The organism is Pseudomonas sp. AC016 (genome assembly GCF_979253365.1).
Genome location: NZ_CEEDCC010000001.1, coordinates 3,754,848 through 3,778,233 on the forward strand (window position 1 = coordinate 3,754,848; position 23,386 = coordinate 3,778,233).

General features: G+C 59.4%; 29 protein-coding genes and 1 pseudogene. 11 read left to right on the forward strand and 19 right to left on the reverse strand.

Going from position 1 to position 23,386, the window contains the following annotated elements; genetic code table 11:
* Positions 1-40 precede the first annotated feature (40 nt).
* The 4 genes from ftsY (at position 41) to rpoH (ending at position 4,235) form a co-directional block, all read left to right on the forward strand.
* Entirely contained in the window at positions 41-1,567 is a 1,527-nt protein-coding gene (ftsY, locus tag AC0IXS_RS16965; RefSeq protein WP_122668651.1) for a signal recognition particle-docking protein FtsY, read from the forward strand.
* On the forward strand, positions 1,564-2,235 hold the full coding sequence (ftsE, locus tag AC0IXS_RS16970; RefSeq protein ID WP_004884405.1) for a cell division ATP-binding protein FtsE: 672 nt from the start codon (positions 1,564-1,566) through the stop codon (positions 2,233-2,235). Before ftsY ends, ftsE begins: the two co-directional genes overlap by 4 nt.
* Positions 2,232-3,266 (forward strand): permease-like cell division protein FtsX, encoded by a 1,035-nt coding sequence (ftsX, locus tag AC0IXS_RS16975; protein WP_057409901.1) that lies wholly within the window; start codon positions 2,232-2,234, stop codon positions 3,264-3,266. Before ftsE ends, ftsX begins: the two co-directional genes overlap by 4 nt.
* 114 nt (positions 3,267-3,380) lie before the next feature.
* The gene (gene rpoH / locus AC0IXS_RS16980) at positions 3,381-4,235 is read left to right on the forward strand and encodes an RNA polymerase sigma factor RpoH (protein WP_004884403.1); all 855 of its coding nucleotides are present in this window, start codon (positions 3,381-3,383) and stop codon (positions 4,233-4,235) included.
* 47 nt (positions 4,236-4,282) lie between these two features.
* Here rpoH and AC0IXS_RS16985 read toward each other — a convergent pair whose 3' ends face one another.
* A complete protein-coding gene (locus tag AC0IXS_RS16985; protein WP_471825229.1) occupies positions 4,283-4,522 on the reverse strand; it encodes a DUF7683 domain-containing protein in 240 nt (79 codons plus the stop codon).
* 196 nt (positions 4,523-4,718) lie between these two features.
* Positions 4,719-4,958: a DUF7683 domain-containing protein gene (locus AC0IXS_RS16990; protein WP_057409903.1), complete on the reverse strand. Its 240-nt coding sequence runs from the start codon at positions 4,956-4,958 to the stop codon at positions 4,719-4,721.
* A gap of 191 nt (positions 4,959-5,149) precedes the next feature.
* Here AC0IXS_RS16990 and AC0IXS_RS16995 point away from each other — a divergent pair.
* A pseudogene (locus tag AC0IXS_RS16995) lies at positions 5,150-5,254 on the forward strand (sigma factor-like helix-turn-helix DNA-binding protein); the annotation flags it as partial.
* 78 nt (positions 5,255-5,332) lie between these two features.
* On the opposite strand, the gene AC0IXS_RS17000 reads toward AC0IXS_RS16995, so the two are convergent.
* Positions 5,333-6,241, reverse strand: a complete 909-nt coding sequence (locus tag AC0IXS_RS17000) for a GTP-binding protein (protein ID WP_122668650.1) — start codon at positions 6,239-6,241, stop codon at positions 5,333-5,335.
* 114 nt (positions 6,242-6,355) lie between these two features.
* On the reverse strand, positions 6,356-7,066 hold the full coding sequence (mtgA, locus tag AC0IXS_RS17005; RefSeq protein WP_122554603.1) for a monofunctional biosynthetic peptidoglycan transglycosylase: 711 nt from the start codon (positions 7,064-7,066) through the stop codon (positions 6,356-6,358).
* Positions 7,067-7,146: 80 nt separating this feature from the next.
* Between mtgA and AC0IXS_RS17010 the strand changes: the two genes are divergently transcribed.
* From AC0IXS_RS17010 to trmB, 4 genes are all read left to right on the forward strand, one after another.
* Positions 7,147-7,527, forward strand: coding sequence for a DUF423 domain-containing protein (locus AC0IXS_RS17010; protein ID WP_471825232.1), 381 nt, complete (start codon positions 7,147-7,149; stop codon positions 7,525-7,527).
* A 110-nt stretch (positions 7,528-7,637) separates the two neighbouring features.
* Positions 7,638-7,838, forward strand: coding sequence for a sulfur carrier protein ThiS (thiS, locus tag AC0IXS_RS17015; protein ID WP_024686366.1), 201 nt, complete (start codon positions 7,638-7,640; stop codon positions 7,836-7,838).
* A gap of 55 nt (positions 7,839-7,893) precedes the next feature.
* Positions 7,894-8,688 carry a thiazole synthase gene (locus AC0IXS_RS17020; RefSeq protein ID WP_449121660.1) on the forward strand — a complete coding sequence of 265 codons (795 nt, stop codon included), beginning with the start codon at positions 7,894-7,896 and terminating at the stop codon, positions 8,686-8,688.
* Between the two features lie 98 nt (positions 8,689-8,786).
* Positions 8,787-9,434 carry a tRNA (guanosine(46)-N7)-methyltransferase TrmB gene (gene trmB / locus AC0IXS_RS17025; protein WP_213014107.1) on the forward strand — a complete coding sequence of 216 codons (648 nt, stop codon included), beginning with the start codon at positions 8,787-8,789 and terminating at the stop codon, positions 9,432-9,434.
* A gap of 435 nt (positions 9,435-9,869) precedes the next feature.
* Here trmB and AC0IXS_RS17030 read toward each other — a convergent pair whose 3' ends face one another.
* The 9 genes from AC0IXS_RS17030 to AC0IXS_RS17070 form a co-directional block, all read right to left on the reverse strand.
* The gene (locus AC0IXS_RS17030; RefSeq protein ID WP_004884392.1) at positions 9,870-10,193 is read right to left on the reverse strand and encodes a DUF3392 domain-containing protein; all 324 of its coding nucleotides are present in this window, start codon (positions 10,191-10,193) and stop codon (positions 9,870-9,872) included.
* A gap of 9 nt (positions 10,194-10,202) precedes the next feature.
* Positions 10,203-11,417: a radical SAM family heme chaperone HemW gene (gene hemW, locus AC0IXS_RS17035; protein WP_471825235.1), complete on the reverse strand. Its 1,215-nt coding sequence runs from the start codon at positions 11,415-11,417 to the stop codon at positions 10,203-10,205.
* Positions 11,414-12,010, reverse strand: a complete 597-nt coding sequence (gene rdgB / locus AC0IXS_RS17040; RefSeq protein WP_032664029.1) for an RdgB/HAM1 family non-canonical purine NTP pyrophosphatase — start codon at positions 12,008-12,010, stop codon at positions 11,414-11,416. Before rdgB ends, hemW begins: the two co-directional genes overlap by 4 nt.
* On the reverse strand, positions 12,007-12,441 hold the full coding sequence (locus tag AC0IXS_RS17045) for a DUF4426 domain-containing protein (protein WP_122411290.1): 435 nt from the start codon (positions 12,439-12,441) through the stop codon (positions 12,007-12,009). The genes rdgB and AC0IXS_RS17045 overlap by 4 nt, the downstream gene beginning before the upstream one ends.
* Before the next feature lie 22 nt (positions 12,442-12,463).
* A complete protein-coding gene (gene metW / locus AC0IXS_RS17050) occupies positions 12,464-13,084 on the reverse strand; it encodes a methionine biosynthesis protein MetW (protein WP_004884384.1) in 621 nt (206 codons plus the stop codon).
* Positions 13,085-13,091: 7 nt separating this feature from the next.
* Positions 13,092-14,231, reverse strand: coding sequence for a homoserine O-succinyltransferase MetX (gene metX / locus AC0IXS_RS17055; protein WP_057409910.1), 1,140 nt, complete (start codon positions 14,229-14,231; stop codon positions 13,092-13,094).
* A gap of 229 nt (positions 14,232-14,460) precedes the next feature.
* The gene (locus AC0IXS_RS17060; protein ID WP_471825238.1) at positions 14,461-15,051 is read right to left on the reverse strand and encodes a YggT family protein; all 591 of its coding nucleotides are present in this window, start codon (positions 15,049-15,051) and stop codon (positions 14,461-14,463) included.
* A gap of 26 nt (positions 15,052-15,077) precedes the next feature.
* The gene (gene proC / locus AC0IXS_RS17065; RefSeq protein ID WP_471825240.1) at positions 15,078-15,896 is read right to left on the reverse strand and encodes a pyrroline-5-carboxylate reductase; all 819 of its coding nucleotides are present in this window, start codon (positions 15,894-15,896) and stop codon (positions 15,078-15,080) included.
* 22 nt (positions 15,897-15,918) lie between these two features.
* The gene (locus AC0IXS_RS17070; RefSeq protein ID WP_025995497.1) at positions 15,919-16,605 is read right to left on the reverse strand and encodes a YggS family pyridoxal phosphate-dependent enzyme; all 687 of its coding nucleotides are present in this window, start codon (positions 16,603-16,605) and stop codon (positions 15,919-15,921) included.
* 55 nt (positions 16,606-16,660) lie between these two features.
* On the opposite strand from AC0IXS_RS17070, the gene AC0IXS_RS17075 reads away from it, so the two are divergent.
* On the forward strand, positions 16,661-17,695 hold the full coding sequence (locus AC0IXS_RS17075) for a type IV pilus twitching motility protein PilT (RefSeq protein ID WP_004884379.1): 1,035 nt from the start codon (positions 16,661-16,663) through the stop codon (positions 17,693-17,695).
* Between the two features lie 54 nt (positions 17,696-17,749).
* Here the strand turns inward: AC0IXS_RS17075 and AC0IXS_RS17080 are convergent, their stop codons facing one another.
* A complete protein-coding gene (locus tag AC0IXS_RS17080) occupies positions 17,750-18,433 on the reverse strand; it encodes a C40 family peptidase (protein ID WP_050575657.1) in 684 nt (227 codons plus the stop codon).
* Positions 18,434-18,683: 250 nt separating this feature from the next.
* On the opposite strand from AC0IXS_RS17080, the gene AC0IXS_RS17085 reads away from it, so the two are divergent.
* Positions 18,684-19,088, forward strand: coding sequence for an NINE protein (locus tag AC0IXS_RS17085; protein ID WP_025995495.1), 405 nt, complete (start codon positions 18,684-18,686; stop codon positions 19,086-19,088).
* A 321-nt stretch (positions 19,089-19,409) separates the two neighbouring features.
* On the opposite strand, the gene AC0IXS_RS17090 is transcribed toward AC0IXS_RS17085, so the two are convergent.
* The 5 genes from AC0IXS_RS17090 to AC0IXS_RS17110 all read right to left on the reverse strand — a co-directional run bounded on the left by AC0IXS_RS17090 (position 19,410) and on the right by AC0IXS_RS17110 (position 23,317).
* A complete protein-coding gene (locus AC0IXS_RS17090; RefSeq protein WP_137202518.1) occupies positions 19,410-20,681 on the reverse strand; it encodes a dihydroorotase in 1,272 nt (423 codons plus the stop codon).
* Complete coding sequence (locus AC0IXS_RS17095; protein WP_004884375.1) at positions 20,678-21,682, reverse strand: aspartate carbamoyltransferase catalytic subunit; 1,005 nt, start codon at positions 21,680-21,682, stop codon at positions 20,678-20,680. The genes AC0IXS_RS17090 and AC0IXS_RS17095 overlap by 4 nt, the downstream gene beginning before the upstream one ends.
* Before the next feature lie 12 nt (positions 21,683-21,694).
* Positions 21,695-22,207, reverse strand: a complete 513-nt coding sequence (gene pyrR / locus AC0IXS_RS17100) for a bifunctional pyr operon transcriptional regulator/uracil phosphoribosyltransferase PyrR (RefSeq protein ID WP_025993543.1) — start codon at positions 22,205-22,207, stop codon at positions 21,695-21,697.
* 97 nt (positions 22,208-22,304) lie between these two features.
* Positions 22,305-22,745 (reverse strand): Holliday junction resolvase RuvX, encoded by a 441-nt coding sequence (ruvX, locus tag AC0IXS_RS17105; protein WP_004884373.1) that lies wholly within the window; start codon positions 22,743-22,745, stop codon positions 22,305-22,307.
* A complete protein-coding gene (locus tag AC0IXS_RS17110; RefSeq protein WP_004884372.1) occupies positions 22,745-23,317 on the reverse strand; it encodes a YqgE/AlgH family protein in 573 nt (190 codons plus the stop codon). The genes ruvX and AC0IXS_RS17110 overlap by 1 nt, the downstream gene beginning before the upstream one ends.
* Between the last annotated feature and the right edge of the window lie 69 nt (positions 23,318-23,386).

A 23,386-nucleotide genomic window follows, 5' to 3' on the forward strand; every position in this document is an offset into this window, starting at 1 on the left:
CGCGCTCTGGCGTCCCGCAACCTTGAGATAGCCGTCCTCCATGTTTGGTTCTAACGACGACAAGAAGACCCCAGCTGCCGCTGGAGAGAAGAAAGGCCTGTTCGGATGGCTGCGTAAAAAGCCACAGGAAGCCGAGCCCGCGCCGCAGGAGTCAACCGCTGCACAGCCTGAGCCCGTCGTTGAAACGACGCCTCGGACTGAGCCGTTCATTGCCCCTCAATCCGCTCCCCAAGCTGCCGAGCCTGAGCCTGCTGTCAGGCCGCAATCGCATGTGGAACCGGGTGAGCCTTCGCCGCAGCCCTGGTTGACGTTGCCGGTAGCCGAAGAGTCGGTGGCGCTGATCGATGAGCTTGAGCCCCACGTCACGCCAACGATTCCTGAACAGCATCACGTATCGTCGGCACCTCAATATGCAGCGGTACCTGCTCCAGAGCCTCGGCCTGAGGCCGCGCCTGTCGCCGATATCGTGCCGGTCAGCGTTCCTGAGCCGGTACTTGTCGATCCTGCGCCTGTCGCAGAGCCGATGATTGACCCCGTGGTCTCGGTGCCAGTTGCGCAGCCGGTTCCGCAGGCCGTCGAGCCTGTTCAGGAACTCGCGCCTGTCCCTGCGCCTGTTCAAGAGCCTGAAGCCAGCAAGGTCGGCTTCTTCGCCCGCCTCAAGCAAGGCCTGTCGAAAACCAGCGCCAGCATCGGCGAGGGCATGGCCAGCCTGTTTCTGGGCAAGAAAGCCATCGATGATGACCTGCTCGAAGAGATTGAAACCCGTCTGCTGACGGCTGATGTCGGCGTCGAAGCGACATCGGTCATCATCCAGAGCCTGACGCAGAAGGTCGCCCGCAAACAGCTGACCGATGCTCAGGCGCTCTACACCTCGCTGCAAGGCGAACTGGCCGCGATGCTCAAGCCGGTCGAGCAGCCTCTGGTCATCAAGGCCGAGCACAAGCCGTTCGTGATCCTGGTTGTAGGCGTCAACGGCGCAGGCAAGACCACCACCATCGGCAAGCTGGCCAAGAAGCTGCAGCTGGAAGGCAAGAAAGTCATGCTGGCCGCAGGTGATACGTTCCGTGCCGCTGCCGTTGAACAGCTGCAGGTCTGGGGCGAGCGCAACAGGATTCCGGTCATCGCCCAGCATACGGGCGCTGACTCCGCTTCGGTCATCTTCGACGCCGTACAGGCCGCCAAGGCGCGGGGCATCGACGTGTTGATCGCCGACACCGCCGGTCGTTTGCACACCAAAGACAATCTGATGGAAGAGCTGAAAAAGGTGCGCCGCGTAATCGGCAAGCTCGACGCAGATGCGCCGCACGAAGTGTTGCTGGTGCTTGACGCGGGCACCGGTCAGAACGCAATCAACCAAGCCAAGCAGTTCAACCAGACTGTCACGCTGACCGGCCTTGCGCTGACCAAGCTGGATGGCACCGCCAAGGGCGGCGTGATCTTTGCGCTGGCCAAGCAGTTCGGTCTGCCTATTCGTTACATCGGCGTCGGCGAGGGTATTGATGACCTGCGCACCTTCGAAGCCGAACCCTTTGTTCAGGCTCTGTTTGCGGAGCGGGAGCGTCCATGATTCGTTTCGAGCAGGTCGGTAAGCGCTATCCGAATGGACATGTCGGATTGCACGAACTGAGCTTTCGAGTACGTCGCGGCGAGTTTCTGTTTGTCACCGGGCATTCCGGTGCGGGCAAGAGCACGCTGCTGCGCCTGTTGCTGGCCATGGAGCGCCCGACAACCGGCAAACTGATGCTGGCTGGCCAGGACCTCGGCCAGATCAGCAATGCGCAGATCCCGTTCCTGCGTCGGCAGATCGGTGTGGTGTTTCAGAATCACCAGTTGCTGTTTGATCGCACGGTGTTCAACAACATCGCACTGCCCTTGCAGATACTCGGGCTGTCCAAGCCTGAAATCGCCAAGCGCGTCGATTCGGCGCTGGATCGCGTGGCGCTGTCCGACAAGGCCGACCTGTACCCCGGTGATCTTTCCACCGGCCAGCAGCAGCGCGTCGGTATCGCGCGCGCTATCGTGCACCGTCCGGCCTTGCTGCTGGCGGATGAGCCGACCGGTAACCTTGATCCACGATTGGCAGCGGAAATCATGGGTGTGTTCGAAGACATCAACCGACTGGGCACCAGTGTGCTCATCGCCAGTCACGATCTGGCACTTATCGCCCGCATGCGTCATCGCATGCTCACCCTGCAACGCGGTCGTCTGATCGGTGACGGGGAGGCCGGGGTATGAGTGCCACACGCAGTCCAAAGGTTGCAGAGCGTGTCGCGCCAAAGGCGGCTGATCCTGCACCAGGAAAACAGAAAAAACAGCGTCACGATCACGACGATGACGGGCCGGACTTCAGCACGCTGCTTTCAGCCTGGCTTGAAAGCCACCGCTCAAGCATGGTCGACAGCCTGCGTCGTCTGGGCAAGCAGCCCATTGGCAGCTTTTTCACCTGTCTGGTCATGGCCATTGCCCTGAGTCTGCCCATGGGCTTGTCGTTGCTGTTGAGTAACGTCGAGCGTCTGGGCGGTTCCTGGCAGCGAGCAGCACAGATCTCGATCTACCTGAATCTGGACGCCAGCACAACCGATGGCACTCGCATGCGCGATGAGATCAAGGCGATGCCCGGCGTGGCGGATGCCGAGTACATCAGCAGCGAACAGGCGTTGGCCGAGTTTCAACAACAGTCAGGGCTGGGTGAAGCGCTCAAGGAATTGCCGGAAAACCCGTTGCCTGGTGTCGTGCTGGTGACGCCTGACGAAGTCGACAAGCCCGCGCTGGAAGCCTTGCGCACCCGCCTTGCCGAACTGCCCAAGGTGCAGCAGGCCCAGCTCGATCTGGTCTGGGTCGAGCGCTTGGCAGCCATCCTCAAGCTGGGTGACCGGTTTGTGTTCGGCTTGACGGTTCTGCTGGTCTCGGCTTTGCTGTTGGTAATTGGTAACACAATACGTCTGCACATCGAGAACCGTCGCACCGAGATCGAAGTGATCAAGCTGGTGGGCGGGACGGACAGCTATGTGCGCAGACCCTTCCTCTATATGGGCGCGCTGTACGGTTTCGGGGCAGGCATCCTGTCCTGGGGCGTACTGGCGTATGGCCTTAACTGGCTGAACGGTGCTGTGACCGGATTGGCGGGGCTTTACGGAAGTGACTTTGCGCTCACGGGTGTGCCGATGGGTGACGGTTTTTCGCTCTTGCTTGGAGCGGTGTTGTTAGGGTATATCGGTGCTTGGATTGCGGTCGCCCGTCACTTGCGTGAACTGGCGCCACGGTAGAGCTAAAATTGTTTCACCAGATTGGCTTCTGAAAATCAAGGAACTTGTCTCGCGGTTCCAAGTCAATCTGGCAGTGCTGAACTGCACATTTATGTGCGCTGGAGGTTTTTTCGTATGACCAATTCTTTGCAACCTGCTTATGCCTTAGTCCCGGGTGCGAACCTTGAGGCCTACGTGCATACGGTCAACAGCATTCCGCTGCTGACGCCCGAGCAGGAGCGTGAACTGGCTGAGAGTCTCTACTATGAGCAGGATCTGGGGGCGGCTCGGCAGATGGTTCTCGCCCACCTGCGTTTTGTCGTGCACATCGCACGCAGCTATTCCGGTTACGGTCTGGCTCAGGCTGACCTGATCCAGGAAGGTAACGTCGGTCTGATGAAGGCCGTGAAGCGTTTCAACCCTGAAATGGGTGTACGTCTGGTGTCGTTCGCCGTGCACTGGATCAAGGCGGAAATCCACGAGTTTATCCTGCGCAACTGGCGCATCGTGAAAGTCGCCACGACCAAGGCGCAGCGCAAGCTGTTCTTCAACCTGCGCAGCCAGAAGAAGCGTCTGGCCTGGCTGAACAACGACGAAGTGCATCGCGTCGCTGAAAGCCTGGGCGTCGAGCCACGTGAAGTGCGCGAGATGGAAAGCCGCCTGACCGGCCACGACATGGCCTTCGACCCGGCAGCCGAAGCTGACGACGACAGTGCATTCCAGTCGCCAGCCAACTACCTGGAAGACCATCGCTACGACCCGGCGCGTCAGTTGGAAGATTCCGACTGGACCGACAACTCCACCGCCAATCTGCATCAGGCGCTGGACGTGCTGGACGAACGCAGTCGCGACATCCTCTACCAGCGCTGGCTGGCAGAAGAAAAAGCCACGCTGCACGACCTGGCGCAGAAGTACAACGTCTCCGCCGAGCGCATTCGTCAGCTAGAAAAGAGCGCGATGAACAAGCTCAAGACGTCGATAGCGGCGTAACGTAGCCGGTAACGCAAAACGCCCCGATCTGATCGGGGCGTTTTTGTTTAAAGGTCGTCAGCGTTGCACGTCAGCTGGTAGAAGTAGTTCGGATCATGGGGTTCATCTCCGATGAGCCTGACGATTGCTTCCAACTGAGAAGCGTCCAGGTTGTAGCCTTCATCGCCCCACTGCTCGGATGTCCAGCCCATGATGTTTTTGAGCCGTTCGTCATTGCCAGCCGGGATTTCTTTTGCAAAAGCGAGAAATTCTGTTTTTCTGTCGAATGCTTCGAGTAGGTATTTCATGGTTCGATGCTCGTTTCAGCAGTAGACCTCTTTGGTCTGTGCTTCTGTTTTCAGTATGATCTGGCGTAGATGTATAACGTCTTCGCTGAGCGTATTCATCAACATTGGAAGAGTGCGATGAGCACGCTCAGTATATCGATAGCGGCATGATGCGCTGCCGCATCACAAAGTCCCAACGTTGGACAGTACGTTTTGGTTAGTAGCCATCAGCATTGCATGTCAGTTGGTAGTCGTAGTTCGGGTCATGGCTTTCATCACCTATTATCCTGACGATGGCTTCCAGCTGAGCGGCGTCCAGATTGTAGCCTTCATGGCCTAACTGCTCGGATGTCCAGCCCATGATGAGCTTGAGTTGTTCATCGTGGCCTGCAGGGATTTCTTTCTCAAAGGCTAGTATCTCGGTTTTTTTGTCGAATGCTTCAAGTAGGTATTTCACGGTTCGATGCTCTGTCTAGGGTCCGCATTCAAATCTTTTGTCTCAGAAGTAATTTCCAGCTTTCGATAAGGCTGGCAAGATATAAAGTTATTCTGAATGTCCAAACAAGGTGTCGGGATAAAACGAGATGGATACTACGAGAGTAAGTAAATAATCATGCGTAGTGATGGGGTGATTTCATTCTTTAATGTTCGGCACTTCACGACCTGGCGCAGAAGTACAACGTCTCCGCCGAGCGCATTCGTCAGCTTGAGAAGAGTGCGATGAACAAGCTCAAGACGTCGATAGCGGCGTAACGAAGTCGGTGACGCAAAACGCCCCGATTTGATTGGGGCGTTTTTGTTTGCGGTCCTGGCACATTATGATGGCTACGGTCATTTGATGATGTTGAGTACGATGCCTCTCCCTATCGCGAGACCGCTTTCTGTAATAGTGAAGTGCTGACCTTTTTCCATTGCGATGGCTTGACTTAATGTGACATCAACGACTGTGTCGTCGCCCGCCATTGTCTTCTCGGCAGGCAACTGCAATACGCCGGTCACTTCGCTCGTAAGAAAGTTGAATTTAGGTCTGCAATAATTTTGGATTGCTGTGACAACGCCGCCTTCTTCCTTGCTCAATAAATAAATTATGGCTTCGAACTGTGTGTGCGGCTGGGGGGGGATGTCAGCAGCAGCGACTGTCGGTGTATAGCTGTCCAAGGCTTCAAGCAATTTCTTGACGGCAGTGGTTCCCATTTGATTGTCGTCTTTGCCTTCCAAAGCCATAAAAGCGGAACCCTTGATAATCAAGACGTCATCGCCGGGGAAGCCTGCTGCGCTGAGTTTTTCGCGGATTTCCAGCTCATAGAGCTCCTGATCGTCGGCTTCGCCAATCATTTCAGCCTTGTTCAGGAAGACGATAATGTACGGTACACCCATCTGACCGCACAGCAGGATGTGGTCCTTAGTTTGAGCTTGCATACCGCCTATGGCCGAGTATACAAGAATAGCGGCATCGACCTTTATCCCGCCGGAGATGAAGCCTTTTACGTAGTCACTTGAACGCGGGCAGTCAATATGGGTGATGTGACATTGCTTCGAATCATATTTCACGCGAGCTGCTTTGAACGTCACTCCACCGCATTTCTCATCCGGCGCATTGTTGACAGTATTGAATTCGACTTTGGCAGAGCCGAAATCCGCTGAGCAAACGCGTGACAGTGCAGCAGTCAGCGTGGTTTTTCCATCGCCTTTATCGCCAAGCGTGCAGACATTAAGCGTACGTTTTGTGGCACCTGACATAATCGCGAACTCCTCTCAGTGGATATCCATGAGCAGAGGCTAAGGCGGGATCATTTCAGGGTCTACTATCAGTATTATCAGGGGAGGCTGCCATCCGGACCATTGCGAACGCCATCACCACCGACGGCTGCTATTCAAATTCGCCAGATAATCATCCCCACCCAATTGCCGCATCTGCTGACGGATCCAGCCGGCGCGGCGGGAGACGTAGCTGCTGGGGTGGCTGGCGCTCCATTCTCTGGGGTTGGGCAGGACGGCGGCGAGGTAGCTGGCCTGCTGAACCGTCAGGGCGCTCGCGTTGACGCGGAAATGGTGCTGCGCGGCCGCTTGTGCGCCGAACACGCCTTCGTCCCATTCGACGCTGTTGAGGTAGACCTCAAGGATGCGCTCCTTGGACCACAACACCTCAATGAGCATCGTGAACCAGGCTTCGAGGCCTTTGCGCAGGTAACTGCGGCCTGACCATAGAAACAGGTTTTTCGAGACTTGCTGGCTCAAGGTGCTGGCACCGCGGATCGAGCCGCCACGTTCGTTGTGCAGAATCGCGGCCTGGATCGCGTCGACGTCGAAACCCCAGTGCTCGGCAAACTTCTGGTCTTCGCCTGCAATAACGGCGATTTTCAGGTTGTCGGAAATCTTGTCCCACGGCTGCCAGTCGCGTTGCAGGTCGATAGGCTGACCGTCAAACCAGGATTCCACCTTGCGCTCCACCATCAACGCCGTGCCGGGCGGCGGTATCCAGCGGAAGATGATAACCAGAATGACACTGCCGGCAGCGAACCACAGCAGGGCTTTGATGAGGCGACGAAAGAGAGACTGCAGCATAGAGATGGCTTGGCCGAACCCGTTGAGCGGGCCATTATACAGACCGTGCGCCTTCGGACGATTTTTCACTGGAGTTCCTGATGCTTCGTAGCTTTTTAATGCTGGCAGCCTTCTTCGGTTTTACGGGCGTGGCGCTTGGTGCCTTTGCTGCTCATGGCCTGAAAGGGCGTCTGACCGCCGAATACCTGACCATCTTTCAGACGGGCGTCCTGTACCAACTGGTCCATGCGCTGGCGCTGCTGGGCGTGGCCGTACTGGCGGCACAGCTTCCGGGTCGGCTGGTCACCTGGGCCGGCATTTCCTTTGCCATCGGCATTCTGCTGTTTTCCGGCAGCCTTTATGCGCTGACGCTGAGCGGCGTCAGCAAGCTTGGCATCATCACCCCCTTCGGCGGTCTGGCGTTCCTGTTTGGCTGGGCGACCCTGGGGCTAGCGGCGTGGCGTCTGGGTTCTGCACCCTGATCGTGGCGCAGATTACCTAGGTCGCTTGAGACGAATGGCGTGGCTTTGATTTGGTCATACCGGCCGATCGGGCTAGAATGCTGGCCCCCTAAAATGATGGCTGCTCTCGCATGCACATTCAGTTGAACGGTGAGTCCTTTGAATTGCCCGACGGCGCAACCGTCGCGGCGCTGCTGACCCGTCTGGAACTTGCCGGACGCCGCGTCGCAGTGGAATTGAATCTGGATATCGTGCCGCGCAGCCAGCACGAAACCACCGCCCTGTCCGAAGGGGATCAGGTCGAAGTGGTCCACGCCATCGGCGGCGGCTAGTTCGCAGCGCTGGACGGCGACGCCCCCCTAATCTGCAAGTTGAAGAGGATTTCCGATGAGCAATGTTCGCAGCGACAAGCCCTTCGTTCTGGCCGGTCGGATCTTTGAGTCGCGCCTGCTGGTAGGTACTGGCAAATACGTGGACATGGAGCAGACCCGTCTGGCCATCGAAGCCTCGGGTGCCGAGATCGTCACCGTTGCCGTGCGCCGGACCAACCTGGGTCAGAACCCGGGCGAGCCGAACCTGCTGGATGTGCTGCCCCCGGATCGTTACACCATTCTGCCGAACACCGCTGGCTGCTTCGATGCCGTCGAAGCGGTGCGCACCTGCCGTCTGTCCCGCGAACTGCTGGACGGCCGCAATCTGGTCAAGCTGGAAGTGCTGGCCGACCAGAAGACCCTGTTCCCTAACGTGATCGAGACCCTCAAGGCCGCCGAAGTGCTGGTCAAGGACGGTTTCGACGTGATGGTTTACACCAGTGATGATCCGATCATCGCTCGCCAACTGGCCGAAATCGGCTGCATCGCCATCATGCCGCTGGCCGGCCTGATCGGCAGTGGTCTGGGGATCTGCAACCCGTACAACCTGCAGATCATCCTGGAAGAAACCAAAGTGCCGGTGCTGGTCGATGCCGGTGTCGGTACCGCTTCCGATGCCACCATCGCAATGGAGCTGGGTTGCGAGGCCGTGTTGATGAACTCCGCCATCGCCCACGCCCAGCAGCCGATCATGATGGCCGACGCCATGAAGCACGCTGTAATTGCCGGTCGTCTGGCGTACCTCGCCGGACGCATGCCACGAAAACTCTATGCCAGCGCATCTTCGCCGCTGGATGGCCTGATCAAGTAAGAGCCCGTTTGATGACTGATTCGCACGTTCCGCACCCAGAGTCGCCTGCTACCGAAGAGGGCGAAGAGCGCCAACACCGCCGCATCAAGAGTTTCGTGATGCGTGCTGGCCGCATGACCGAAGGCCAGCAGCGCGGTCTGGATCAGGGGCGTCCGAAGTTCGGCCTGTCCTTGACGGATGCGCCGGTCGATTTTGATCAGGTGTTCGGCCGCTCTGCGCCGCGCACGCTGGAAATCGGCTTCGGCATGGGGCACTCGCTGCTGGAAATGGCCGCGGCTGCGCCCGAGCAGGACTTCATCGGCGTTGAAGTGCATTACCCCGGTGTTGGTGCGTTGCTCAATGGAGTGCTGACTCAGGGCCTGACCAACGTGCGGGTTTATGACTGCGACGCCATCGAAGTGCTGAATCGCTGTATTGCGGACAATAGCCTGGATCGCCTGATGCTGTTCTTCCCGGATCCGTGGCACAAGAGCCGTCACCACAAGCGCCGCATCGTACAGCCTGAGTTTGCCGCGCTGGTGCGTAGCAAGCTGAAGACCGGTGGCGTGTTCCACATGGCGACCGACTGGGGTCCTTACGCCGAGTACATGCTGGAAGTGATGAGCGTCGCGCCGGGTTTCCGCAATCAGGCCGAAGACAATCAGTACGTGCCGCGCCCGGCTGAACGCCCGATCACCAAGTTCGAACGCCGTGGTGAACGTCTTGGTCATGGTGTCTGGGATTTGAAGTTCGAGAAGGTTGACTGACCGTCGAAGCGGACGCGGAGCGTCCTGAGAGGCGTTACCACGCTGGAGCGTGGGAACGATCAGCGTGAAGTTGACGATCGTGCCCATGCTCCGCGCTCATCGTTATACACAAGGCTGCCTCAACACTGATCGTGCCCATCGCTCCGCGTGGGCATGCATCCAGTGACGCTTCGCGTCACAAATGGCACAGACTGCGGATTCAGTGAGCCGAGCGCATGACGCGGATAACGCTGGAGCTTGGACTAGCATCTGCGCCACATTCGAGAGCGGACGCGGAGCGTCTTGGGAGGCATTCCCACGCAGAGCGTAGGAACGATCAACGTTGCATTCCTCCAAGCGGACTTGTGTATAACGATGAGTGCTCCGCGTGGGCATGCAGCCCGGGACGCTCTGCGTCACATCTTCAAGCGAACGCGGAGCGCTGGAATGATCAAATCACTTCCTGTCCGCAACCACTCCGATCAGCACCAGCACCACCAACAGCACCGGCGCCAGGCTGTAGTTGTTGAACTGGCTCAGGCCGCGCACGACCCAGGGGGTGGCGTAGATCAGGGCCAGGCCGCTGCCGACGGTGCACAGCAGGGCCATGATCGGGATGCGCAAGGCGCCTGCCATGCTACCCACGCGCTGTTCCAGCCAGCCTTTGACATCCGAGCCGAACAGCACCAGCAGGCAGCCCACCAGCGCCAGGGCGATTTCTGAAAGGTTGCTGCGACTCCAGCGTGACACGGTGGCGAGCAGATCGAGTACGAGATCCATGCAGGGTCCTTAGATCAGAAAGTATTGCAACAAGTCATTGAGGAAAAGCTGGCCTTGCGGCGTCGCTGCCAGACGTGTCGGATCGGTCTGCAACAGACCGCGTTGCTCCGCCTGTTTACGAGCGCTGGCCAGTGAGTCGACGCTTAGACCCGTTCTTTCCCGAAATAATGCAGCGTCCACGCCCTTTGTGAGTCGCAAGGCGTTCATCAGGAATTCGAACGGTAATTCATCCAGCGGCAACAGTTTCATGCCCGCCTGAAAAGGTTTGTCCGGGTTCAGGTAGTCCTTGGGCAGACGGGTCTTCCAGGTACGGAAAATACGCCCGTCCAGATGACTCAGCTTGCCATGAGCGCCCGCGCCGATCCCGATGAAATCGCCGAACGCCCAGTAATTCAGGTTATGCCGAGCCGGTTTGCCGGGTTGTGCATAGGCCGACACTTCGTACTGCGCGTAGCCATGGTCCGCCAACAGTTGCTGGCCGGTTTCCTGAATGTCCCAAAGGATGTCGTCTTCCGGCAGCACCGGCGGCTGGTTCCAGAACACCGTATTGGGCTCCAGCGTCAGCTGATACCAGGACAGATGCGTCGGTTTCAGCGCGATGGCTTGTCTCAGGTCATCCAGCGCTTCGTCCTGCGATTGATCCGGCAGGCCATGCATAAGGTCCAGGTTGAAATTGTCGAAACCGGCCTGACGCGCCATGTCCGCTGCGCGGATCGCTTCGTCACCATTGTGGATTCGGCCCAGCGCCTTGAGCTTGGATTCCTGAAAGCTCTGGATGCCGATGGACAGCCGGTTGATGCCCAATGCGCGATAGGCGCTGAACTTGGCCTGCTCGAACGTACCGGGGTTGGCTTCAAGGGTGATTTCGATATCGCTGGCGAATCGAATACGTTGTTCCACGCCTTTCAACAGAAGGCCCAGCGCCTCGGCATTGAACAGGCTGGGCGTGCCGCCACCGAAGAAGATCGATTGCAGCTCGCGACCATAGACGTGTGGCAGGTCCTGATCCAGATCGGCCAGCAGTGCGTCGACGTACTCCTGTTCCGGCAGCACCGGGCTCGCCGTGTGGGAGTTGAAGTCGCAATACGGGCATTTGCGCACGCACCACGGAATGTGGATGTACAGCGACAACGGCGGCAGGTGCGGCAGCACAGGGCGAGGGCTTTCGGACGAGAAACCGGTCTCGCCCAGAAACAGCGGCTGCGCAGGCGGATCGTGGATCATTGCAGACCCAGGCGCTGACGCAGCAGGACCATGGCGCGGGCGCGATGGCTGAGCTGGTTTTTCTCGACAGGCCCGAGCTCTGCGCTGGAGCAGTCGCGCTCGGGCACCCAGAACAGCGGGTCGTAGCCAAAGCCGTGTTCGCCGCTGGCTGCATGCAGAATGCGGCCGTGCCATAGACCTTCACACAGAATCGGCAGTGGGTCATCGGCGTGACGTACCAGCGCCAGTACGCACACGAACTGCGCACCGCGTTGCTCGTCCGGCACGTCTTTCAGTGCGTCCAGCAGCTTGGCGTTGTTGGCCGCGTCGCCCTTGCCGTCGGCGTAGCGTGCCGAATAGATCCCCGGCGCGCCGCCCAGAAAGTCCACCGCCAGCCCCGAGTCGTCCGCCAGGGCAGGCAGGCCCGACAGGCGCGATGCGTTGCGGGCCTTGAGGATCGCGTTCTCGACGAACGACAGGCCGGTCTCTTCCGGCTCGATCTGGCTGAATTCGCCTACCGAGCGCAGGGTGACGCTGTCGCCGAGCATGGCCTGGAGTTCTTTGAGCTTGCCAGCGTTGTGGCTGGCCAGTACGAGTTGGGTAAGGTTCATCATTGGCCCGGAAAGAGTTCCTGGTTAAAACTGAAACGGTGAGTATTGCCGCCTGTCTGGACGGTAATGTCGAAAATTCGGACTTCCTGCTGCGGCACAGGGTACTGCGCCACATAGCTGACCGCGCCGTATTCGGTGACCGGCTTGAAACCCAGCGGCAGCGAGTCATTGGCCAGATCCCTGATCGTACCGCTGACTTGCGCCATCTGCGGCTTTCCATTACGGACCACAGAGATGTTGATGACGCCCTGTTCCTTGCTGCGGATCAGCTCCGCATTCCTGGCGATGTCCGGTTGCAGCACCGTCGAATTGAAGGTGTTGTAGTAAACCGTGATGTCGCCAAACTGCTCCTGACGATTGCCCTTGATGGCGTCGGCTGCCATTGCGGGCAGGCTCAGACTGGCGATCAGCAAAGACAGCATCAGGCGGCGCATGTCGTTTCCTCGAAAAGCAGCGTTACACGGCGATCCGGTGGTCCGTCAGCCCAGGACTGGTGACCCGGTAGATGCCGATTTCACCCAACAGATTAGGCCATAGCTTGCTGGCCCACCCATGGCGGTGCTGCTGATCGACAGCCAGTCGGTCGAGTACCTGTGCATCGCGCTCGCGGCACAGTTCTTCGAAGTCGCCGAAGGTGCAGAAGTGGATGTTCGGCGTGTTGTACCAGGTGTACGGCAGAAACTCGGACACCGGCATGCGGCCCTTACTCGCCAGATACCAGCGGCAGCGCCAGTGACCGAAGTTCGGGAACGTGATAATGCACTGACGCCCGACCCGCAGCATTTCGTCGAGGATCCGGTCCGGGTAATGCACGGCTTGCAGTGCCTGAGTCATCACCACGATGTCGAAGCTGTTGCTGGCGAAGTTGCCCAGCCCTTTGTCCAGGTCCTGCTCGATGACGTTGATGCCCTTGGCGACGCACTGGGCGATGTTGTCAGCGTCGTTTTCCAGGCCGTAGCCGGTGACCTGCTTGTGGTCACGCAGCCAGGTCAGCAGCTCGCCGTCACCGCAACCCAGGTCCAGCACACGGCTGCCAGCAGGGATCCATTCCTGGATGATTTCCAGATCGGCTCTCATGACATCCTCACAGCGAAATTCGATTCATGTAATTACTGAAAGCCTGCAGATAGCGCGGGATGGGGATCAGGAAGGCGTCGTGCCCCTGAGGCGCATCGATTTCCAGGTAGCAGACGTCCTTGCGGGCCGCCATCAACGCATCCACCAGTTCGCGGGAGCGGGCTGGCGAGAAGCGCCAGTCGGTGGTGAAGGACATCACGCAGAACCTGGCTGTCGCATTGGCGAAGGTCTTGGCCAGGTCGTCGTTGAAGTTGGCGGCCGGGTCGAAGTAATCCAGCGCCTTGGTCATCAACAGGTAGGTATTGGCGTCGAAACGCCCGGAGAACTCTTCACCCTGATAACGCAGGTAGCTCTCGACCTGAAACTCGACACTGTGGAAATCGTAATTGAGCTTCTCGCTCTTCAGGCCGCGGCCAAATTTCTCGCCCATCGAGTCATCGGACAGATAGGTGATGTGGCCAACCATGCGCGCCAGCATCAGGCCGCGTTTGGGGATCACGCCACGCTCCTGAAACGAGCCACCGTGGAATTCGGGATCCGTGAGGATGGCCTGACGCGCCACTTCGTTGAAGGCGATGTTCTGTGCCGACAGCTTGGGAGCTGAAGCGATGGCCAGGCAGTGACGCACGCGGTCGGGGTAGCTGATGGTCCATTGCAATGCTTGCATGCCTCCCAGGCTGCCGCCGATGACCGCAGCCCACTGGCCGATCCCCAGAACGTCGGCCAAGCGGGCCTGGCTGTTGACCCAGTCTTCCACGGTGACGACCGGGAAGTTGGCGCCGAAAGGCTTGCCGGTTTCCGGATCGATGCTGCTAGGGCCGGTCGAACCGTTGCAGCCGCCCAGATTGTTCAGGCTGACGACAAAGAATTTGTTGGTATCGATAGGCTTGCCGGGACCGATGCAACTGTCCCACCAGCCGGGCTTGCGATCATCGACGCTGTGGAAGCCCGCCGCATGATGGTGCCCGGACAGCGCGTGACAGATCAGCACGGCATTGCTGGCCGTGGCATTGAGTTGACCGTAGGTTTCGTAAATCAGGTCGTAGGCCGGCAGCGAACGGCCGCACGCCAGCGCCAGAGGCTCGCTGAAATGGGCCAGTTGCGGCGTGACCAGACCGACAGAATCGTGGGGAAAGACCGTGGGCATCGACCCTGCTCTCGCTTGAATGAGGCGTAAGTCTAAAGACCGTGGGGTGCAGCGGCAATAAGGGAATATCAGGCGCGGTACGGACTGCCTCAACACTGATCGTGGCCGTCGCTCCGCGTGGGCATGCAGCCCGTGACGCTCCGCGTCACATTCAAGAGCGGACGCGGAGCGTCCCGGGCGTCGTTACCACGCAGGAGCGTGGGAACGACGCCAGATCATCATCAAGGGATTACATCAACAGGCGCAGCACTTCTGGCATGTGGCTCATGGCCGCCAGGTTGTTGATGACCAGCATGTCCAGCAGCTTGAGCACTAGAAACGCGAGGATCGGCGAGATATCGAGACCGCCCAGGTTCGGCACGATTCTGCGGAAGGGTGCCAGCGCCGGTTCGCAGATCTGATTGACCAGTTCCGCACCAGGATTGTTGCTGCCCGGCGCGACCCAGGACAGGATTACGCTGGCGATCAGGGCGAAGAAGAAGATCTTCAGGAACAGCGCAGTCACGCTGATGATCGACCACAGCAGCAGATGCAGCGGGTCGCCCGTGGTGCCGAACATCAGCAGCAGGGTAAGGGCCATCAGAATCATCTGCACGATGATCGCCAGCACCAGCGACGACATGTCCAGTCCGAAAATGCTCGGAATGATGCGTCGCAGCGGCTTGAGCAGCGGCTGAGTGGCCTTGACGATGAACTGGCTCAGCGGGTTGTAGAAGTTCGCTCGCACCAGTTGCAGCACGAAGCGCAACAGGATGAGCATCAAATACAGACTGCCGAGGGTTTGCAGGACATAAATTGCAGCGGTGTTCAATCCGATCATCAATCTGCTCCGAAAAAGACCTGAAATTATTTGCCCAGTTGCTCAGCCAGTTCGGCTGCGCGGTGGTCGGCGGCGGTTAGCGCGGTCTGCACCAACGCTTCGAAACCGCCTGCCTGAAATGCCTTGATCGCGGCTTCTGTGGTGCCGCCCGGTGAGGCGACACGACGACGCAATTCGCCTGCATCCACATCGCTGCCCGTCGCGATCAGCGCCGAGCCGAGTGCGGTTTGCAGAGTGAGCTTTTTGGCGATGTCTTCCGGCAGGCCCAGTTTCACACCTGCGGCGGTCATTGCTTCCATCATTAGAAAAAAGTACGCAGGGCCGCTGCCGGACACCGCAGTGACGGCGTCCATGTGTTTTTCCTGCTCGACCCAGACCGCGATCCCGACGGCGGACAGCATTTGTTCGGCCTGTTCGCGCTGTGTGGCGGTGACATTCGCTGTGGCATACAGGCCGCTGGCACCCTGACGCAATAGCGAAGGCGTATTGGGCATGCAGCGGACCACCGGCTGTTCGCCCAGCCATTTGGTCAGGCTGGCGCAGGTGATGCCGGCAGCCACCGAAACAATCAACTGATGCGCTTCCAGACTGGGCTTGAGGGCTTCGCACACGGCTTTCATCAACTGTGGCTTGACCGCGAGTACCACAACGTCCGCACCCTTGACTGCTTCGGCGTTGTCGGCGAAGACCTTGATGCCGTGCTCGTTCGAAATGCGCTCGCGGGTTTCGGCACCCGGCGCGCTGGCACAGATCAGGCTCGCTTCCACACCTTGGGCACGCAGTCCGCCGATCAGGCTGGAGGCCATGTTTCCGGCGCCGATGAAGGCGATACGGGTCTTGCTCATGAGTGGGGTCCTTGTGTGGAGGTTATGGCTGGCCGTAATCGCGGGCGCCAAAGAGGGCGGTGCCGATCCGTACCCAGGTTGCGCCTTGAGCGATGGCGGCTTCCAGGTCGTGGCTCATGCCCATGGAAAGGGTGTCGAGCGGCAGGTCCAGTTGATCCTGCAGCGTTCGTACAGCCGCAAAGGCAGCGGCCTGCTCGGCCTGATCTTCGGTGGGCTCGGGAATCGCCATCAAGCCACGCAGCTTCAGGCGCGGCAGGGCGCTGATGGCCGCGGCCAGTGCTGGCAGATCCTCTGGCGTGCAGCCTGATTTGCTGGCCTCGCCACTGACATTCACCTGAATACAGATGTTGAGCGGCTCCAGGCCTTCAGGGCGCTGCTCGGAAAGGCGTTGAGCAATTTTCAGGCGATCCACGGAATGTACCCAGGCGAAGTTTTCGGCGATTGCGCGCGTCTTGTTCGATTGAATGGGGCCAATGAAGTGCCAGCACAAGGGCAGGTCGGCCAATTCAGCCTGTTTACCGAGGGCTTCCTGCAAATAATTTTCGCCAAAGTCACGCAATCCGGCAGCGTATGCTTCGCGCAATGCGCTGGAGGGCTTGGTTTTACTCACCGCCAGCAGGCCGACCGAGGCCGGATCTCGCTGCGCTGCGAGAGACGCTGTACGAATTCGCTGTTCGAGCGTTGAAATGTTCGCTGCTATCGTGGACATTGATTTGCGCCAGCAGAGCTAAAGTCTGCGGCATTCTATGTGATTGAGGAGCTGTATGGATATTACCGAGCTGCTGGCCTTCAGTGCCAAACAGGGCGCGTCGGACTTGCACCTCTCTGCAGGCCTGCCGCCGATGATCCGTGTCGACGGCGATGTGCGGCGGATCAATCTGCCTCCGCTCGATGCAAAAGAAGTCAAGGCGCTGATCTACGACATCATGAACGACAAGCAGCGTCAGGTCTTCGAGGAGTCTCTGGAAACCGACTTCTCGTTCGAAGTGCCGGGTGTCGCGCGGTTCCGTGTCAACGCGTTCAACCAGAATCGTGGCGCTGGCGCCGTGTTTCGGACCATTCCCTCCCGGATCCTGAGCATGGAAGATCTGGGCATGGGCAGTGTGTTTCGCAAGATTACAGACGTGCCTCGCGGCCTGATTCTGGTCACAGGTCCCACCGGGTCGGGTAAATCGACCACGCTGGCGGCGATGATCGACTACCTCAACTGCAACAAACATCACCACATCCTGACTATCGAAGACCCTATCGAATTCGTTCACGAATCCAAGAAGTGCCTGGTCAACCAGCGCGAAGTGCATCGGGACACGCTCGGCTTCTCCGAAGCCCTGCGCTCGGCGCTGCGTGAAGACCCGGACGTGATTCTGGTGGGTGAACTGCGCGACCTTGAAACGATTCGTCTGGCGCTGACGGCGGCCGAGACCGGCCACCTTGTGTTCGGCACGCTGCACACGACATCAGCGGCCAAGACCATCGACCGGGTGGTGGACGTGTTTCCGGCTCAGGAAAAATCGATGATCCGCTCGATGCTGTCCGAGTCGCTGCACGCGGTGGTGTCGCAGTCACTGCTCAAGAAGGTCGGCGGCGGCCGAATCGCGGCTCATGAAATCATGATGGGCACGCCCGCGATCCGTAACCTGATTCGCGAAGACAAGGTGGCTCAGATGTATTCCGCCATTCAGACCGGAGGCTCGATGGGGATGCAGACGCTGGACATGTGCCTGGCCGATCTGGTCAAGAAAGGCCTGATCACTCGTGAGAGCGCACGCGAGCGGGCCAAGGTGCCTGACAACTTCTAGGGAATGGAAAGGGGAGATGAAACAGGCCTGCGCAGAGGCAGGCCTTGGAGGGGATCAGCGCTGCACAACCCGCATTTGCGTGGTCTGCTTGGGCAATACGCGCTTGGCGATCTTGTAGTGACTGTTCCAGTACGGCTTGTTCAGCGTGTCTACAGTGACAGCCTTGCCACGACGCGGCGCATGAACGAACTTGTTGTCGCCCAGATAGATCGCCACATGGTTCACGTTGCGGCTCTTGATGTTGAAGAACAGCAGGTCACCCGGTTTCAAATCCTTGCGATCCACTGTCTGCCCGTGACCTTGGGCCATGGCATTGGATGTACGTGGCAAGTCGACTTCACGAACGTCGCTGTAGGCGTACTTCACCAGCCCACTGCAATCCAGACCTTTGCCCGGCGTTGTACCGCCCCAACGATAAGGCGTACCGACAGTCTGCAGCGCACGTTTCACAACGGCGTTGCCCTGTTTTGCGTTACCCGCGTTCAGAGCCTGAACGTGGGCAGCCTTGGAGGAATTCTTTCGCGAAACCGGCGTCTGAACGGCGCGGGTGGTTCGCGTTGCATGTGGAATGACGGTGGCTTCCTGAGGCGTATTTTGCGTTGCGATCACGGGGGTAAGGCGACTTTTGGCGGTGTAACCCGAGAAGCTCGCAGGAAGCTGTTGCTCACGATTGGTGGCGTGGGCGGCCAGTGGCATAAACAGGCAAATGGTTAGCCATGTCTTGAAAAAAGGACGCATTCGGCAAGGCTCATAGTGGTCAGCGCGCAACTTTATAACAGCTTTTTCGAAAATTCTGACCCCATTTGTCGAGCGAGTCACAGTGGCATCATTGCAAAATGCGCGAAAGACTCTTTCTGTTTTCTCCGTAATTCCTTTGGCGACAAGGGTTTGACGGTGTAAAAGGTGGTCGGATGCCATACGTCGGAAGACGACAGTGAAGTCACAAAAATGTTATTTATTTTTTTCTATTGGCTCAGAGAGGATACAAATGAACGGCTATCGCTCCGATACGCACAGCAAGGTCATGGGTTATCTGTTGTGGATTTTCGGGTTCCTCGGCGCGCACCGTTTCTACTACGGCAAGCCTGTGACCGGGACTATCTGGTTCTTCACGTTCGGGCTGCTTGGCATCGGCTGGCTGATCGACCTGTTTCTGATTCCGTCGATGGATCGCGAAGCGGATATGCGCTTCACGTCGGGCTCGACCGACTACAGCCTGGCCTGGATCCTGCTGACCTTCCTCGGCCTCTTCGGTGTGCATCGCATGTACATGGGCAAGTGGATCACCGGGGTTATCTACCTGTTCACAGGCGGACTGTTCCTGATCGGCATCCTGTATGACTTCTGGACACTGAATAATCAGGTCTCAGTGGAGAATGCACGACGCGGTTGATGTCTGGTGGCATGCAGCCCGTGACGCTCTGCGTCACATCACCGCCGGACGCGGAGCGTCCTGAGAGGCGTTACCACGCTGGAGCGTGGGAACGATCAGTCGGCGTGCTTGAGATCACGCTGATCGTTCCTACGCTCCGCGTGGGAATGCCGCTCAGGACGCTCCGCATCCGCTCTTGAATGTGGCGCAGATGCGCGCCCAAGCTCAAGCGTTATCCACGTCATGCGCTCGGCTCATTAAATCCTCAGTCTGTGCCATTTGTGACGCTCTACGTCACACCTTACTGCCGGACGCGGAGCGTGGTTACGATCAGCAGGTAGTTCAACGGTTATAACTGATCCGCCCATCCACCAAGGTGTAACGCACCGACCCCGGCAGGCAGTGGCCAATGAAGGGGCAGTTTTCGCCTTTGGACAGCCAGGTTTCGCCCGCCAGGGTTGAAGCCGCTGGATCGAACAGGACGATGTCTGCTGGCGCACCTGCGCTCAGCTTGCCAGCGGGCAGACGCAGCGCCGCTGCCGGGCCGCTGCTCAGGCGGGCGATCAGGGTTGGCAGGTCCAGCAGGCCGTCTTCGACCAGGGTCATGGCCAGTGGCAGCAGCAACTCGACGCTGCTGATGCCTGGCTCGGTTGCACCGAATGGCGCGAGTTTGGCGTCTCGCTCATGGGGCTGATGATGACTGGAGATGGCCTGGATCACCCCAGACCTCACCGCTTCGCGCAGGCCGTCACGGTCGGCACGGGTGCGCAGGGGTGGCTGGACGTGGTACAGGCTGGAGAAGTCGATCAACGCCTCATCCGTCAGGATCAGCTGATACAGCGCCACATCCGCCGTTACGGGCAGTCCGCGCGCCTGCGCCTGTGCAATCAGGGCCGCGCCCCGAGCGCTGGTCAACTGGCTGAAGTGCGCACGCACGCCACTCTGCTCGACCAGCAGCAGGTCTCGCGCCAGGGCGACGGTTTCGGCCGTTTCCGGAATGCCGGCCAGTCCCAAAAAGCTGGCCGTCGGACCTTCGTGAGCCAGACCGCCTTCGGCCAGATCACGATCCTGCGAATTGAAAATCACGGTCAGGTCAAACGTGGCCGCGTATTCCAGCGCCCGGCACAGCGTGCGCGTGTTGTTGAAGCTGCTCAGCCCGTTGCCGAACGCAACGCAGCCCGCATCGCGCAGGGCGATCAGTTCGGCCAGCTGCTCGCCTTCCAGGCCCTTGCTCAGCGCTCCAATCGGAAAGACCTTGCTGAAACCGGCTTCACGAGCGCGGTCCAGGATCAGCTCGGCAACTGCTGACGTATCCAGTACCGGTTTGGTGCGCGGCGGGCAGCACAGGCTGGTCACGCCGCCAGCCGTCGCCGCACGGGTTTCGCTGGCGATGCTGCCTTTACGGCTGTAACCCGGCTCACGCAGGGATACGTTGAGATCGACCAGACCGGGCGCGGCGACAAGGCCGGTGGCGTCGATGGTCTGGCTCGCTTCGAAGCCGGCTGGTGCGGCGCCGATTGCCAGAAGCTTGCACGCTTCAATGTGCAGGTCGGTGACTTGATCCATACCGCTGACCGGGTCGATGACGCGAGCGCCTAGAATACTGAGCTTCACAGGGCGTTCTCCTGCTCGAACTGTCGTTGTGCGGTTTGTCCGCTCATGGCCATGGACAGCACCGCCATGCGCACCGCGATGCCGTAAGTCACTTGATTGAGAATCACCGAATGAGCCCCGTCGGCCACTGCCGACTCGATTTCCACGCCGCGATTGATCGGACCGGGATGCATGACGATGGCATCCGGTTTCGCTACGGCCAGACGCGCGGTGGTCAGGCCGAACAGGCGGTAGAACTCGCCTTCGCTGGGCAGCAGGCCGCCGGTCATGCGCTCACGCTGCAGACGCAGCATGATGACCACGTCCACGTCTTTCAAACCTTCGTTCAGGTCGGTGTAGACCTTCACGCCATACTGTTCGATGCCGACCGGCAGCAGGGTTTTCGGTCCGATCACGCGGATGTCCGGGCAGCCCAGCGCCTTGAGCGCCAGCATGTTGGAGCGCGCCACACGCGAGTGCAGGATGTCGCCGACGATGGCCACCGACAGGTTCTCGAAACCACCCTTGTGACGACGAATCGTCAGCATGTCGAGCATGCCTTGGGTCGGGTGAGCGTGACGGCCGTCGCCGCCGTTGATGATCGCCACGTCCGGGCAGACGTGCTCGGCAATGAAGTGCGCTGCACCCGAGTCGGCGTGGCGCACGACAAACATGTCGGCGGCCATGGCCTCAAGGTTGCGCAGGGTGTCGAACAGCGTTTCGCCCTTGCTGGTGGACGAGGTCGAGACGTTCAGCGTGATCACATCGGCCGACAGGCGCTGGGCCGCCAGTTCGAAAGTGGTCCGCGTACGGGTCGAGTTCTCGAAGAACACGTTGCACACCGTCTTGCCACGTAACAGCGGGACTTTCTTCACCGCCCGGGCACCGACTTCGAGAAACGAGTCGGCGGTGTCGAGGATTTCGGTGAGCAGCTCGCGAGGCAAGCCGTCCAGAGACAGAAAATGGCGCAGCTGACCCTGATGGTTCAACTGCAGCGGGCGCTTGGCGTCGAGAGGCGTCATCGCAATGGACTCTTAGAGGGCGGTAGAGAGGTCTTGAAGTTCGAGTGCCAGAGGCTCGGGGCCGGACAGCTTGATGCGCTCCTGCGGTGCCAGAGACAGCGTCGCGCCTACCACGTTAGGGCGGATGGGCAGTTCACCGGCTTCCAGGTCCAGCAGGCAGACCAGCGTGACACTGGCCGGGCGGCCATAGTCGAACAACTCATTGAGGGCCGCGCGAATGGTGCGGCCGCTCATCAGCACGTCGTCGATAAGCACCAGATGCTGCCCTTCGATTTCGAACGGCAGCTCCGACGGGCGTACTTGCGGATGCAGGCCGTTCTGGCTGAAGTCATCACGGTAGAAGGAAACGTCCAGCGTGCCGAGCGGGGCCGTGTTGTCGAGTGCCTTGAGCAGCGCCTGAGCAACCCATACGCCGCCGGTGCGAATACCGATGAAACGAGGGTCGCTGATGCCGCGCTTGCTCAGGTGAGCGTTCAGGTCAGTGGCCATCTGACGAATCAGTTCGGCGGGATTGGGCAGGCTCATGGTTGCTCCTTGGGGCTCGGGCAGCGTCCGTCCAGGCGGCGCGGCTCAGGCGTAAACGTGGAATCCGGGTATCTCGAAGCGGTGCGGACGCAAAAAGTCACGCATTCAACAGTTCGGGGTGCTCGTCGAGCCAGCCTTGCAGCAGCAGGGCGGCGGCAATGGCGTCAACCGGGTTGTCGCGGTAGCTGCCTTTCTGGCCGCCTCGGGCCATGCGTTCGCCCTTGGCTTCGAAAGTGGTCAGGCGTTCGTCGTGGGTATACACCGCCACGCCGAAACGGCCATTGAGCTTGCGTGAAAACTTTTCGGCCAGGTCGCTCATGTTACTGCGTGTACCGTCCATATTGAGCGGCAGGCCTACCACGATGGCGTCGGGTTGCCATTCCTTGATCAGCGCCTGAACCTTGTCCCAGTCCGGGATGCCGTTCTGCGCCTTCAAGGTACACAGCTCACGGGCCTGACCGGTAATGGCCTGGCCGACCGCAACGCCGATCTGTTTGGTGCCGAAATCAAACCCCAGCAGCAGGCGCAATGCAGCCATCAGGCGTGTCCCGCTTGGGTCGAAAGAAGATTGAGATTGACGCCCAGTCGTGCGGCAGCGGCGTTGAGGCGCTGATCGCTGTCCACATCGAACAGGATGCCCGGGTCAAACGAGCAGGTCAGCCAGGCGTTGGCGGCCATTTCGGCGTCGAGCTGACCCGCGTCCCACCCGGCGTAGCCGAGTGTGATCACATTTTGATCAGGGCCATAGCCGTCGGCAATCGAGAACAGCACATCCTGGGACGTGGACAGCGAGATGCCACCCGGCAGATCGACCGTTGCCTGAAACACCTGGCCACTGGGATGCAGCACGAAGCCGCGATCGGTCTGCACCGGGCCGCCGGAATGAATGGGGATCTGCTGGCAGCGCACCGGTGCAGGCAGCTCCGGTCGCAATTGTTCGAGCACATCGGCCAGGGTCAGGCTTTGCGGGCGGTTGATCACCAGTCCCATTGCGCCATTGGCGTTGTGCTCGACAACGTAAGTCAAGGTCTGCGAGAAGTTCTCGTCGTGCATGTGCGGCATGGCGATCAAGAACTGATGCTTGAGGTAACTCGGAGAGACTTTTTTCATGAGCCCTAGTGTGGCGCTGAGCCGCGTGCCTGACAACTGTCAGATGTGCGTGCGCTGGCAGTATTGGCA